The organism is Pseudomonas sp. FYR_2, assembly GCF_043106425.1.
Lineage (GTDB): Bacteria > Pseudomonadota > Gammaproteobacteria > Pseudomonadales > Pseudomonadaceae > Aquipseudomonas > Aquipseudomonas monteilii.
Genome location: NZ_JBICMM010000033.1, coordinates 22,583 through 34,933 on the forward strand (window position 1 = coordinate 22,583; position 12,351 = coordinate 34,933).

The 12,351-nt window shown below is 62.6% G+C and carries 10 protein-coding genes, 1 tRNA gene and 1 pseudogene; 7 read left to right on the forward strand and 5 right to left on the reverse strand.

Annotated elements, in window-relative coordinates; all coding sequences use genetic code 11:
- Window positions 1-242 precede the first annotated feature (242 nt).
- Both ACF8R4_RS13990 and ACF8R4_RS13995 read left to right on the forward strand, forming a co-directional pair.
- The gene (locus ACF8R4_RS13990; protein ID WP_003254741.1) at window positions 243-803 is read left to right on the forward strand and encodes a glycine cleavage system protein R; all 561 of its coding nucleotides are present in this window, start codon (window positions 243-245) and stop codon (window positions 801-803) included.
- Between the two features lie 10 nt (window positions 804-813).
- Window positions 814-1,287, forward strand: a complete 474-nt coding sequence (locus tag ACF8R4_RS13995; protein ID WP_060498632.1) for a peroxiredoxin — start codon at window positions 814-816, stop codon at window positions 1,285-1,287.
- 34 nt (window positions 1,288-1,321) lie between these two features.
- Here ACF8R4_RS13995 and ACF8R4_RS14000 read toward each other — a convergent pair whose 3' ends face one another.
- Window positions 1,322-2,392, reverse strand: a complete 1,071-nt coding sequence (locus ACF8R4_RS14000) for an AI-2E family transporter (protein WP_019098477.1) — start codon at window positions 2,390-2,392, stop codon at window positions 1,322-1,324.
- 20 nt (window positions 2,393-2,412) lie between these two features.
- On the reverse strand, window positions 2,413-2,652 hold the full coding sequence (locus tag ACF8R4_RS14005; protein WP_008097503.1) for a sulfurtransferase TusA family protein: 240 nt from the start codon (window positions 2,650-2,652) through the stop codon (window positions 2,413-2,415).
- Window positions 2,653-2,773: 121 nt separating this feature from the next.
- Here ACF8R4_RS14005 and ACF8R4_RS14010 point away from each other — a divergent pair, with 121 nt between their 5' ends.
- Window positions 2,774-4,210, forward strand: a complete 1,437-nt coding sequence (locus ACF8R4_RS14010) for a M48 family metalloprotease (protein ID WP_016711983.1) — start codon at window positions 2,774-2,776, stop codon at window positions 4,208-4,210.
- 109 nt (window positions 4,211-4,319) lie between these two features.
- Here the strand turns inward: ACF8R4_RS14010 and nadA are convergent, their stop codons facing one another.
- Together nadA and ACF8R4_RS14020 are read right to left on the reverse strand one after the other, a co-directional pair.
- The gene (gene nadA, locus ACF8R4_RS14015; protein ID WP_016711984.1) at window positions 4,320-5,378 is read right to left on the reverse strand and encodes a quinolinate synthase NadA; all 1,059 of its coding nucleotides are present in this window, start codon (window positions 5,376-5,378) and stop codon (window positions 4,320-4,322) included.
- Between the two features lie 233 nt (window positions 5,379-5,611).
- Complete coding sequence (locus tag ACF8R4_RS14020) at window positions 5,612-7,120, reverse strand: YdgA family protein (RefSeq protein ID WP_060498631.1); 1,509 nt, start codon at window positions 7,118-7,120, stop codon at window positions 5,612-5,614.
- A 441-nt stretch (window positions 7,121-7,561) separates the two neighbouring features.
- On the opposite strand from ACF8R4_RS14020, the gene ACF8R4_RS14025 reads away from it, so the two are divergent.
- The 4 genes and pseudogenes from ACF8R4_RS14025 (at window position 7,562) to ACF8R4_RS14040 (ending at window position 12,161) form a co-directional block, all read left to right on the forward strand.
- Window positions 7,562-8,914: an APC family permease gene (locus tag ACF8R4_RS14025; protein ID WP_060498630.1), complete on the forward strand. Its 1,353-nt coding sequence runs from the start codon at window positions 7,562-7,564 to the stop codon at window positions 8,912-8,914.
- A gap of 285 nt (window positions 8,915-9,199) precedes the next feature.
- Window positions 9,200-10,189, forward strand: a pseudogene (locus ACF8R4_RS14030) (HAMP domain-containing protein); the annotation flags it as partial.
- A gap of 102 nt (window positions 10,190-10,291) precedes the next feature.
- Window positions 10,292-11,047 carry a methyl-accepting chemotaxis protein gene (locus ACF8R4_RS14035; RefSeq protein WP_374754789.1) on the forward strand — a complete coding sequence of 252 codons (756 nt, stop codon included), beginning with the start codon at window positions 10,292-10,294 and terminating at the stop codon, window positions 11,045-11,047.
- Between the two features lie 154 nt (window positions 11,048-11,201).
- Entirely contained in the window at window positions 11,202-12,161 is a 960-nt protein-coding gene (locus ACF8R4_RS14040) for a cation diffusion facilitator family transporter (RefSeq protein WP_060498628.1), read from the forward strand.
- Between the two features lie 75 nt (window positions 12,162-12,236).
- Here ACF8R4_RS14040 and ACF8R4_RS14045 read toward each other — a convergent pair.
- A tRNA-Lys gene (locus ACF8R4_RS14045) sits at window positions 12,237-12,312 on the reverse strand.
- Window positions 12,313-12,351 lie beyond the last annotated feature (39 nt).

The following is a 12,351-nucleotide window of genomic DNA, read 5'->3' on the forward strand; positions in this document are numbered from 1 at the left end:
AAAAAGAGAGCCGTAATGGTACTGGGGGCATCGGCCTTGCACAAGCGAAGCAGGCAGGCGGAGCATTCCCCTCGGCGCCTTATTTCGCTACCCTTGATCCTTTGATCGGTGCAGCGCGGCCCGCCGGGCCGTCGACCTTGCTCCCCGCCAGCGTCCACGACCTCGCATGCGAGCCCCGGGCCCTGCCGACAGGAGGCTTTCGCCCGTCCTGTACCGACCGCTCATCGCTTTAGGAACGCTGCATGTCCACCCCCACCGTCCGCGAACAATTCCTTGTCATCAGTGCCCTGGGCCCAAACCCCATGGAACTGGCCAACGTCCTCAGCCGCGCTGCCTTCGAAAACCGCTGCGCGGTGGTCACCTCGCGCCTGAGCCGCCACGGCGAGACCAGCGCCCTGGTGCTGCAAGTGGGCGGCAGCTGGGACGCCCTGGCGCGCCTGGAGTCCACCCTGCCGGGCCTGGGCAAAAAACATGGCCTGACCCTGGACGTGGTGCGCAGCGCCGACCAGGAAGTGCGCCCGCAGGCCCTGCCGTACGTGGCCTACGTCAGCGCCGCCTACCGCCCGGACATCATCAACGAGCTGTGCCAGTTCTTCCTCGACCACCGCGTCGAGCTGGAAGCCATGACCTGCGACACCTACCTGGCCCCGCAGACCGGCAGCAGCATGCTCAACGCCCAGTTCACCGTGATCCTGCCAGCCGGCACGCAAATCAGCTGGTTGCGTGACCAGTTTCTGGACTTTGCCGATGCGCTGAACCTGGACGCGCTGATCGAACCTTGGCGCCCACAGAACCCCATGTAAGGAAATCACCATGGCTGTAGCACTCGACCAACCTGTTGCCGACTTCCAGGCCCAGGCCACCAGCGGGCAAACCGTCAGCCTGGCCGAACTCAAGGGCCAGCAAGTGGTGGTTTACTTCTACCCGAAGGACAGCACGCCGGGCTGCACCACAGAAGGCCAGGGGTTCCGCGACCAGTATGACGCCTTCGCCGCCGCCAACACCGTGGTGTTCGGCGTGTCGCGCGATGGCATGAAGTCGCACGAGAACTTCAAGGCCAAGCAAGGCTTCCCGTTCGAGCTGATCAGCGACAAGGACGAAGCCCTGTGCCAGCTGTTCGACGTGATCAAGCTGAAGAAGCTGTACGGCAAGGAATACATGGGCGTTGACCGCAGCACCTTCCTGATCGACAAGAAGGGTGTACTGCGCCAGGAATGGCGTGGGGTGAAAGTGCCTGGGCATGTGGATGCCGTGTTGGCAGCAGCCCAAGCGCTGAACAAGGCTTGAGATCGTTTGGGGCCGCAACGCGGCCCCAATCACATCAAAGCATCGGTGAAACGCTAGGCTCCTGCCGCGGCCAGGCATCCAGCACGGCCTTGATCAGAGTCGCCAGCGGGATGGCGAAGAAAATCCCCCAGAACCCCCACAACCCGCCGAACAGCAGTACCGCGCAAATGATCGCCACCGGGTGCAGGCTTACCGCCTCGGAGAACAGCAGCGGTACCAGCACGTTGCCATCCAGCGCCTGGATGATCGCGTACACCGTCATCAGGTAGATGAACTGGTCGCCCCAGCCCCACTGGAACAGCGCAATCAGCGTCACCGGCACCGTCACCACCACTGCCCCCACGTAGGGCACCACCACCGACAGCCCCACCAGCAGCGCCAGCAGTGCGGCGTAGTTGAGCCCCAGGCTGATGAAGGCAATGTAGGTGGCAATACCGCAAATCAGAATTTCGATGCCCTTGCCACGGATGTAGTTGGCGATCTGCCGGTTCATCTCGCTGCCCACCCGGTTCAGCAGGGTGCGCTGGCGCGGCAGATAGCCGCTCACCCAGCGCCCGATCAGTTCGCGGTCCTTGAGGAAGAAGAACACCAGGATCGGCACCAGCACCAAATAGATCATGGCATTGACCAGCAACGGCAGGCTCGACAGCGAGAAGGTCAGCGCCCACTGGCCAAACTTGCCGATTTCGCCACGCACCGACTCGATGGCATGCAGCACCTGCTCGTCCGATACCAGATGCGGGTAGCGCTCGGGCAGCAGCAGCAACAGCGACTGCCACTTGCCGAGCATGCCCGGCAGCTCGTTGAACAGGGTAATAAGCTGGTGCCACAGCAGCGGCACCAGCACGAGCATGAACAGCGCCAGCGCGCCCATGAACAGGGCGAACACCAACATTACCGCCAGCCGCGTCGGTACCCGCACACGCTCCAGGGCGTTGACCAGGCCCTGCATCAAGAACGCCAGCACCATACCCGCCAGCACGGGCGCGAGCATGCCGCCCAAGGTGAGAACGGCCGTGAAAGCCAGAAACAGAAGGACCGCCAGCACCACTGCTTCTTCATCGGAGAAGTAGCGCTGCATCCAGTCGCGAAGCACTTTGAACATTGACGATCCTTGGTAAAGACTCAGGCCTTGCGCAGCCAGTACGTATAGGTGCCGGCCTCGGCCGTTTCCCGCAGCAGGGTATGACCGGCCAACTGGGCGAAAGTGCGAAAGTCACGCTGCGACCCGGCATCCGTGGCGATCACCTTGAGTACCGCGCCACTGGCAAGGCGGTTGAGCTCCATCTTGGCTTTGAGCAGCGGTAAAGGGCAATTCAGCCCGCTGGCGTCCAGTTCGGCATCGCAGGTCAGGGTGTCACTCATCGCAGGGTCTCCAAAAGCGTTGCCAGACTGCTTGCTGACAGGGTCGGCTAGGATAGCGCCACTGGTCGCCAACGTGTGAGCCCGCTACAGTAGGTATCTTTGACCGACGCGAGCTTCATGCATGAATCTACTGCGCCCTACCCTGCTGACGCTGGCCTGCCTGATGGCCCTTCCCGGCCATGCTGACGACCTGCCATCACTGGGTGACGCCAGTTCCGCGATCGTTTCGCCGCAACAGGAGCACCAACTGGGCCGCGCCTGGCTGAGCCTGCTGCGTGGCCAGGTCAACCAGCTGAACGACCCACAGCTCAAGGACTATGTCGAAACCAGCGTGTACAAACTGGCCGAAACCAGCCAGCTGCAGGACCGGCGCCTGGAATTCATCTTGATCGACAGCCGCGAGCTAAACGCCTTTGCCGCCCCGGGTGGCATTGTCGGGGTCAACGGCGGGCTGTTCCTCAACGCCCAGACCGAAGGCGAGTACGCCTCGGTACTGGCGCACGAACTGGCACACTTGTCGCAGCGCCACTTCGCCCGAGGCGTCGAGGCGCAGCAGCGCATGCAGCTGCCGATGATGGCGGCGTTGCTGGCCGGTATCGTGCTGGCCGCCGGTGGCGCCGGCGATGCGGGCATCGGCATGATTGCCGGTACCCAGGCGGCGGCAATCCAGGAACAGCGCCGCTTCTCGCGCCAGAACGAACAGGAAGCCGACCGTATCGGTATCCAGAACCTGGAAAAGGCCGGCTACGACCCGCGCAACATGCCGACCATGTTCGAGCGCCTGGCACGCCAGTACCGCTATGACGCCAAGCCGCCTGAGTTCCTGCTGACCCACCCGGTGACCGAATCCCGTATCGCCGATACCCGCAACCGGGCCGACCAGGCGCCCAAGGGCGGCATTGAAGACAGCATGCGCTACCAGCTGATTCGCGCCCGGGTGGCGCTGACCTACGAAGGTACACCGGGGCTTGCGGCCAAGCGTTTCCGTGCCCAGCTGGACGAAGACCCGAAGCTGGACGCCGCGCGTTACGGCCTGGCCTTGGCTCAGATCAAAGGCGGGCAGCTGAACGAAGCACGTGAAATGCTCAAGCCGCTACTGGCCAAGGCACCCAACGACATCACCTACAACCTGGCGCAGATCGACTTGGACATCACCAACAATCGCCTGGCCGACGCGCAGCAGCGGGCCGAGCGGATGCAGGGGCTGTACCCGGGCAACTACCCCCTGAAACAGGTCCGCGCCGATTTGCTGGTGAAGCAGAACAAGCCTGCCGAAGCGGAGAAGGTGCTGAACGAACTGGTCAAGAGCCGGCCGGATGACCCGGACGTGTGGTACGACATGGCTGAAGTGCGGGGCTTGTCGGGCAATACCATTGGCCTGCACCGCGCACGGGCCGAGTATTTCACCCTGGTGGGGGACTTTGACCAGGCGATCCAGCAACTGGATTACGCCAAACGCCGGTCGGGCAGCAACTTCCCGCTGGCTTCGCAGATTGACCAGCGCCAGCGCGAGATCATGGAGCAGCAACGCATGGTTCGGGAAATGATGGGGCGCTGAGGGCCCTTTCGCGGGCTCGCCCGCTCCCACAGGGATTGCACCGCCTGCGAGCGCGGCGCTGTATCTGTGAGAGCGGGCGAGCCCGCGAAGAAGACGACGCGGTCTGTCGTCAGGCGTTACCGGACAGTTTCAGCCTTGCAGCCTGGGTAAAGTCCAGCATTCGGTTCAACGGTTTGATCGCCTTGGGCACCAGCGCCGGGTCGACGAAAATCTCATCACCGCCATTACGCAAGCAGTGCAGCACGCGCTCCAGGGTATTCATCGCCATCCACGGGCAATGCGCGCAACTGCGGCAGGCCGCGCCATTGCCGGCAGTAGGCGCTTCGACGAATTCCTTGTCCGGGCACAGCTGCTGCATCTTGTAGAAGATGCCACGATCGGTGGCGACGATGAAGGTCTTGTTCGGCAGGGTCTGCGCTGCCTTAATCAGCTGGCTGGTAGAGCCCACTGCGTCGGCCAGTTCGATGACCGCTTCCGGCGACTCAGGGTGCACCAGGATCGCGGCGTCCGGGTACAGCGCCTTCATGTCGGCCAGCTGACGCGATTTGAATTCTTCGTGAACGATGCAGGCACCGTCCCACAGCAGCATGTCGGCACCGGTCTGCTTCTGGATGTAACGGCCCAGGTGCTGGTCCGGCCCCCAGATGATGGTCTCGCCGTTATCCATCAGGCTCTCGACAATTTCCAGCGCGCAGCTTGAGGTCACGACCCAGTCAGCACGGGCCTTCACGGCGGCGGACGTGTTGGCGTAAACCACCACGGTGCGTTCAGGATGCTGGTCGCAGAACGCAGAAAACTCTTCCACCGGGCAACCCAGGTCGAGCGAGCAGGTCGCCTCCAGGGTCGGCATCAGCACGCGCTTTTCCGGGGTGAGGATTTTTGCCGTTTCGCCCATGAAACGCACGCCAGCCACGATCACGGTCTCGGCCGGGTGGTTCTTGCCGAAGCGGGCCATTTCCAGCGAGTCGGACACGCAGCCGCCGGTTTCTTCAGCCAGCGCCTGGATGACCGGGTCGCAGTAATAGTGGGCAACCAGCACTGCGTTCTGGGCCTTGAGCTCGGCAGCGATGGCCGCACGGTATTCGGCCTCCTGCTCGGCTGTCAGCGGGTTGGGCTGCTTGGCGTCGAGGTGGGCCTGAACCAACAGGCGTTCGGAAATCTGGGTCATGATCGCTGGACCTGCAGGCGCGCGTGCGCGTCAAATCGAGTGTATCACCCGGCCCTGACAGATCGGCTAAGGGTGCCGGACGGCATACTGCCCGCCACGGCCCTCTGCGGGCACGGATTATTATCGGAGGCCGAAGGCTACAGACAATCCAGCGAATTCTAAAGTGGTTTTTGTGTTGGCTGCACCAGCCCTTTCGCGGGTTTACCCGCGAAGAGGCCAGTACAGGGTGGCGATCAACCCTGCGGCGACAACGCAGCCAGGTGCGCCGCCATCAGCATGGCGAACTCTTCCACGGTCATTTTCCTGCCGTTGAAGTCAACCATGCCATCGGCATAGTGCAGGCTGCTCACCACATCATTACCTTCGACAGTCGCCATGCCACTCTGCAGCGCCATCATGCCAACCATCTCCCCCGCCTGACTCGACTGCATGGCAATCGCCTGAGCGTCAGTCTGACCCTCCAGCAGGGCCTGCAAGGTCGCCAGGTCACCCATCATCGGCTTGGACAACGAGAGCTTGCTCTTCACCTCGGTGATCATCTGCTTGCTCAGCTGGTCCGGCGGCAGGTCGAAACTGACCGGGGCAGCAAAGTCCATCGACAGGTTGAAGCGGCTCTCGCCATTGGCGGTCTTGAACGACAGGTTTTCTATCGCCACCTTCGGTTTTGCCGCCAGCAGTTGCTTCAGATCCCCTTGGAACCTTGCCTTTTCCGCGTCATCCATCTGGATCTGCGGCACGGGTTGGCCCGCAGCAGAGGCAGCTTCAAATTCCGGCAGATGCGCCTGGTACCACTTCGACAATGCCTGCAGCGCCGGTGCATTGACCGAGGTAATGCTCACCGCCATCTGTGCCTTACCCACTGCACGACCATCCCAGGTGATGTCGCCAACCTTGTACTCCACGCGACCGCCCACGGTATCCGGGCCATCAAGGGTCTGCAGGGCATTTTGCTCAAAGCCCTTGATCAGCAGCACCTGCTGTTTGGGCCCCAGAGTGACCTTGGTTTCAGCCAGCACCAGGTCGGCATTACCGACATAGATGGCGTCGTGCGCGGTGGCTGTCAGGTTACCGCCAAGCTTCAGGCCTTTGAGCTCGAACGTGGCAGGCGGCTGGTCGTCACGCACCAGTTTCATCACAAAGCGGTCGGCCTGGCCGTGGAATCTGGATGCCTTGCCTTCCTTGTCGCCACTGACCTCCAGCTGCATACCCGAGAAGTCGAGGCTGTTGCCGTCCGCTTCGTCGAGCTTGACCGGCGCCAGCCGCACCTGGCTGACCACATTACCGCCGTAGCCCAGGCTGGTTTGGGCGCTGACCGGCGCCTGCTCACCCGCTGCGGCAAACCACGCTGCGGTGGCTTCGTCCTTTTGCAAACTACTGTTGCTGACCGCCAGCACCGGCATCAGCTTGAACGCCTTGACCCGCGACCAGGGGAACGGGCCGTGCTCGATCTGGTCGGTCACGCCCACGTCGAAACTCAACACCTCGCCGTCACCCACATTGATGTCGCGTGCCTTCAGGCGGTACTGGGCGGTACTGCTGAAGAAATGCTGCTCCAGCGACACCCGCTCGATGCTCATGCTGCCACCAGTGGTCACCAGGGCTTTCTTCAGCTCGGCGTTACTGCGGGCAAGGGCATTGTCCAGCTCGGCCGGCAGCTGCTTGCCGGTGTACCAGGCGCCAGCGGTGGTTGCGACGGCAATGGCGATAGCCAGGCCGGAAAGGATGCCAACTGATTTCTTCATGAATAGAACCGAATGCTGTCCGTAAGGGCTTGTTGGGCGACCAAAGGCCGCGCAGCGAAGATTACCACTGCAACAGGTGACACAGGCGGGTGCGGATCGAGAAATGGCATTTTTGGGAAGCGTCTGACACCCAGCCCAACGACGCTGCCCAATCGTTAATTTTTACGAACATTCAAGTTGATCAAAATCGCAAAAAACTGCGCAAAAACCGAACAAAACAGCCTTTAAATCGATAAATGTTTCAATTCAGTAACATCTTGTCATGTTTAACTTGACACCCACCTACCCATCGTTTTTTATTTTCACCACTTTGCGCGTCCCCCGCGCCTTCCGCCGCTCCAACATAAAAGGTGAACAACATGGAGCCCACCCGCTCGCCCTTGCCGCATGCGCAATACACCGTGCCCGCCGTTTACGCCCAGCCGCAGGAGCCATGCCAGCATGCAGCATGACCACAGCGCTACCGGCAACGGCCAACTTCGCAAAACCCTGCGTCTCTGGCATGTGATCATCATCGGCCTGGCCTACCTGACGCCGATGACCGTGTTCGACACCTTCGGCATCGTCAGCGGGATTACCGCCGGCCACGTACCCAGCGCCTACATCCTGGCGCTGGCCGGCATCCTGTTCACCGCCGTGAGCTACGGCACCCTGGTAAAGCGCTTCCCGCAGTCGGGCTCGGCCTACACCTACACCCAACGCGCCATCAACCCGCATGTAGGCTTCCTGGTCGGCTGGTCGTCGCTGCTGGATTACCTGCTGCTGCCGATGGTCAACGCGTTGCTGGCCAAGCTTTACCTCTCGGCCATGTTCCCGGAAGTACCAGAGTGGCTGTGGGTGGCCGGTTTCGTCACCCTGATCAGCCTGATCAACATGCGCAGCGTGAATCTGGTGGCGCACTTCAACCTGTTGTTCGTGGGTGTGCAGGTAGCCATCATCGCGGTGTTCATCTACCTGTGCGTGCGCGGCCTGGACCACGGTGAAGGGCTGGGTACCGCCTGGAGCCTGGTCCCCTTCGGCGACAGCCAGACCCAGTTCAGCGCCCTGGCCGCTGGCGCGACCATCCTGTGCTTCTCGTTCCTGGGGTTTGACGCGGTTACCTGCCTGTCCGAGGAAACCCGTGACCCGAGCAAGACCATCCCACGTGCCATTTTCCTCACTGCGCTGATCGGCGGCGTGGTGTTCATCACCGTGTCGTACTTCATCCAGGCTTATTTCCCGACCATGGCGCGCTTCCACGACCATGAAGCGGCCCTGCCGGAAATCGCCCTGTACGTGGGTGGCAAACTGTTCCAGTCGATTTTTATCGCCTGCACCGTGATCAACACCATCGCCTCTGGCCTGGCCTCGCAAACCAGCGTGTCGCGCCTGCTGTACGTGATGGGCCGCGACAACGTGATCCCGGCCAGCGTCTTCGCCCGCCTGCATTCACGCTACAAGACACCCGTGCTGAACATTGCGGTAGTGGGGCTGATTTCGCTGTCGGCAATCTTCTTCGACCTGGTGACCGCCACCTCGATCATCAACTTCGGCGCCCTGGTCGCGTTCAGCTTCGTCAACCTGTCGGTGATCAACCACTGCTACCTGCGCGAAGGCAACCGCAAAGGCCTGGCCAACCAGCTGAAATACCTGGTACTGCCTACCGTCGGCTTCTGCATCATCGTCTCGCTGTGGCTGGACCTGAATGCGCATTCGCTGATGTTTGGCGGCATCTGGGCTGCGCTCGGGCTGATCTACCTGGGCTGGCTGACCAAAGCCTTCCGGTCGGCACCGCCCAACTACGTCGCCGAATGACCCACGCTGCCAACAACGCCCGCGCCTGACTGCGGGCGTTGTACTTGTTCGAAAAGGAAAGCCCTCATGCCGCTGCGTCGCCTCTCCATCCAATGGAAGATCACCCTGCTCGCCGGCTTGTGCCTGCTGGCCATCGTCGCCTTGCTGGTGGCCACTTCGCTGACCCAGGCACAACGCAGTGCCGCGCTGGTCAACCAGGCCAACACCGCCATGCTCGACAGCAGCGCCCGCCAGCGCCTGCAGGCCCACGCTGAAACCCAGGCCCTGCGTATCCAGCGCTACTTCATGGACGCTTACCAGTACGGCAATGGCTTTGCCCGCCTGGTACAGGTACTGAAGGACCGTGGCGGCAGTGACCTGCGCGCCGAGCTGACCCGCCAGGCGCATGCCAGCCTGGCCGGCAACCCGGACGTGATAGGCCTGTACCTCGTATTCCAGCCCAACGCGCTGGACCAGCAGGACAGCCAGTTCGTCGGCCAGGATGCCGCAGGCAGCAACGACAGCGGGCGTTTCTCGTTGTACTGGTCGCAGCCAAGCCACGGCGCACTGGAACGTGAGGCCATGCCGGAATCGATGCTCGGCGATGCCAGCATCGGCAGCAACGGCGCGGCGAAGAACCGCTGGCTGACCTGCCCGCAGGACACCGCCAAAACGTGCATGCTCGAGCCGTATCTGGACGACGTCAACGGCCGCCAGGTGCTGATGACCAGCATCGCCCTGCCGCTGCTGGAGCACGGCAAGGTGATCGGCGTGGTCGGCCTGGACATTGGCCTTGCCAACCTCCAGCAACTGAGCGTGGAGGGCCGACGCGAACTGTTCGATGGCCAGGGCCAGGTGAGTATCGCCAGCGCTGCCGGCCTGCTGGCAGGCAACAGCCGCGACGACAGCGCGCTCGGCCAGCCCATGGACAAGGCGGTAGCCGACGGCCTGCTGCGCGTGGCCCACCCCTTCACGCCAATCCCTGATGCAGCGCCGTGGCAGGTTTTGCTGGAGTTGCCAGAAAGCGTGCTGCAGGCACCCGCCGTGGCCCTCAATCAACGCCTGGACGCACACAACCAGAGCGCCAACCTCACCAGCCTGCTGATCGGCCTTGGCGCGGCGGTGATGGGTTTGCTGCTGGTATGGCTGACCGCACGCGGCGTTACCCGGCCCATCCTGGCCGTGGCTGCGCGTCTTAAAGACATCGCCAGCGGCGAAGGCGACCTGACCCGCCGCCTGGAATACGCCCGCGACGACGAACTGGGCCAGCTCACGGGGTGGTTCAACCGCTTCCTCGACAAGCTGCAGCCGATCATCGCCCAGGTCAAAGGCTCACTGCAGGAGGCCCGCAGCACAGCCGACCAGTCAGCCGCCATCGCCAGCCAGACCAGCAACGGCATGCAACAGCAGCACCGGGAAATCGAGCAGGTGGCCACGGCTGCCAACGAGATGAGCGCCACCGCGCTGGATGTCGCCCACAACGCCTCGCAGGCGGCTCAGGCCGCGCGCGCCGCCGACCAGGCCAGCCGCGAAGGCCTGCAGCTGATCGACAGCACCCGCCAGGGCATCGACCGCCTGGCCGCCGGCATGGACACCGCCATGGACGAGGCACGTGCCCTGGAAGACCGCAGCGGGCGGATCGGCTCGGTGCTGGAAGTGATCCGCACCATCGCCGAGCAGACCAACCTGCTGGCGCTGAATGCCGCCATCGAAGCGGCCCGTGCTGGCGAGGCCGGGCGCGGTTTTGCCGTGGTCGCCGATGAAGTACGCGGGCTGGCCCAGCGCACGCAGGTGTCGGTGGAGGAGATTCGCCAGGTCATCGAAGGCTTGCAGCAAGGTACCCAGGATGTCGTGGGCGCCATGCACGAAGGCCAGCGCCAGGCACAGGACAGCGCAGCGCGCATGGAACAGGCACTACCGGCACTGCAGCGCATTGGCGAGGCGGTGACCGTGATCAGCGACATGAACCTGCAGATTGCCTCGGCCGCGGAGGAGCAGAGCGCGGTGGCTGAGGAAGTGAACCGCAACGTCGCCGGCATTCGGGATGTGACCGAGTCGCTGGCGGGCCAGGCCGACGAATCGGCACGCATCAGCCAGGCGCTGAACCGGCTGGCCAATCAACAACAGGCGCTGATGGAGCAATTCCGCGTCTAGTCTGTGAAGGCCAATGCACCTTCTTCGCGGGCTTGCCCGCTCCCACAGGTCCGCTGCCGACTTCAAGGTCTGTGCAAATCCTGTGGGAGCGGGCGAGCCGGCGCAGAGGCCACCACAGACTCCACAGCATTATCGTTTTTACTGAGCACACTTCATGCAAACCGCAACCCGATCCACCTTTTTCGACATCACCAGCGAACAGGGCCTGTTACGCACCTCGATTGCCGTCACCCTGTTCATCGCCAGCATCGGTATCGCCTTCGGCGTGGCCTCCGGCTCCTACTCCATCGTCTTCGACGGCGTCTATTCGCTGGTCGATGCCAGCATGAGTGGCCTGTCGCTTGTTGTGGTCAAACTGATCACTTCGCATACCACCAGCGTGCAGATGTCGCGCAAGCTGCGCGAACGCTTCACCATGGGTTTCTGGCACCTGGAACCCATGGTGCTGGCACTGAACGGCATTCTGCTCAGCGGCGTGGCCATCTACGCATTGATCAACGCCGTCAGCAGCCTGCTGCAGGGCGGCCGTCACCTCGAATTCGGCATTGCCATGATCTATGCGGTGCTGACCGTGATCACCTGCGTGACCATCGCCGTGGTCGAAGCCCGCGCCAACCGCAAGCTGAAATCAGACTTCGTGCGCATGGACGTCAAGGGCTGGGTGATGTCGGCCAGCATCACCGCCGCGCTGCTGATTGCGTTCTGCTTTGGTTACGCGGTGCAGGGCACGTCGCTGGAGTGGGTATCACCGTACATCGACCCGGCCGTGCTGGCGCTGGTGTGCCTGGTAATCGTGCCGTTGCCGATGTCGGTGGTGCGCCAGGCGCTGTCAGAAATATTTCTGGTCACTCCCGGCGACCTCAAGCTGCATGTGGATGAGGTGGCCAAGGCCTTCGTTGCCCGCCACGGGCTGCAGTCATACCGCGCCTATGTGGCCAAGGTCGGGCGCTCGCGGGAGATCGAGCTGTACTTCATCGTGCCAAAAGCCATGGCGGCGAAGACCATCGATGAATGGGATGCATGGCGCAACGAGATTGGTGATGCCGTAGGTGGCGAAGGGCCGGACCGCTGGCTGACGGTGGTGTTCACCGGGGATCCGGAGTGGGCTGAGTAAGCTGGGAGCGCATGACGCGCCGAGAACGAAAAAGCCCGCGACCGTTGCCGGTAGCGGGCTTTGACGTACAGAGTATGGTGGGTCGTGTAGGATTCGAACCTACGACCAATTGGTTAAAAGCCAACTGCTCTACCAACTGAGCTAACGACCCGTTGGATGGCGCGTATAATACTGATTTCTAACGGGAAAT

Excerpts from the sequence above, each read along its gene's own strand:
- ACF8R4_RS14035 (WP_374754789.1), top strand. The coding sequence starts at position 10,292 with ATGCAACAGCAGCACCGGGAAATCGAGCAGGTGGCCACGGCTGCCAAC.
- ACF8R4_RS13990 (WP_003254741.1), top strand. The coding sequence starts at position 243 with ATGTCCACCCCCACCGTCCGCGAACAATTCCTTGTCATCAGTGCCCTG.
- ACF8R4_RS14000 (WP_019098477.1), bottom strand. The coding sequence starts at position 2,392 with ATGTTCAAAGTGCTTCGCGACTGGATGCAGCGCTACTTCTCCGATGAA.
- ACF8R4_RS14020 (WP_060498631.1), bottom strand. The coding sequence starts at position 7,120 with ATGAAGAAATCAGTTGGCATCCTTTCCGGCCTGGCTATCGCCATTGCC.
- ACF8R4_RS14010 (WP_016711983.1), top strand. The coding sequence starts at position 2,774 with ATGAATCTACTGCGCCCTACCCTGCTGACGCTGGCCTGCCTGATGGCC.
- ACF8R4_RS14005 (WP_008097503.1), bottom strand. The coding sequence starts at position 2,652 with ATGAGTGACACCCTGACCTGCGATGCCGAACTGGACGCCAGCGGGCTG.
- ACF8R4_RS14040 (WP_060498628.1), top strand. The coding sequence starts at position 11,202 with ATGCAAACCGCAACCCGATCCACCTTTTTCGACATCACCAGCGAACAG.
- ACF8R4_RS14025 (WP_060498630.1), top strand. The coding sequence starts at position 7,562 with ATGCAGCATGACCACAGCGCTACCGGCAACGGCCAACTTCGCAAAACC.
- nadA (WP_016711984.1), bottom strand. The coding sequence starts at position 5,378 with ATGACCCAGATTTCCGAACGCCTGTTGGTTCAGGCCCACCTCGACGCC.
- ACF8R4_RS13995 (WP_060498632.1), top strand. The coding sequence starts at position 814 with ATGGCTGTAGCACTCGACCAACCTGTTGCCGACTTCCAGGCCCAGGCC.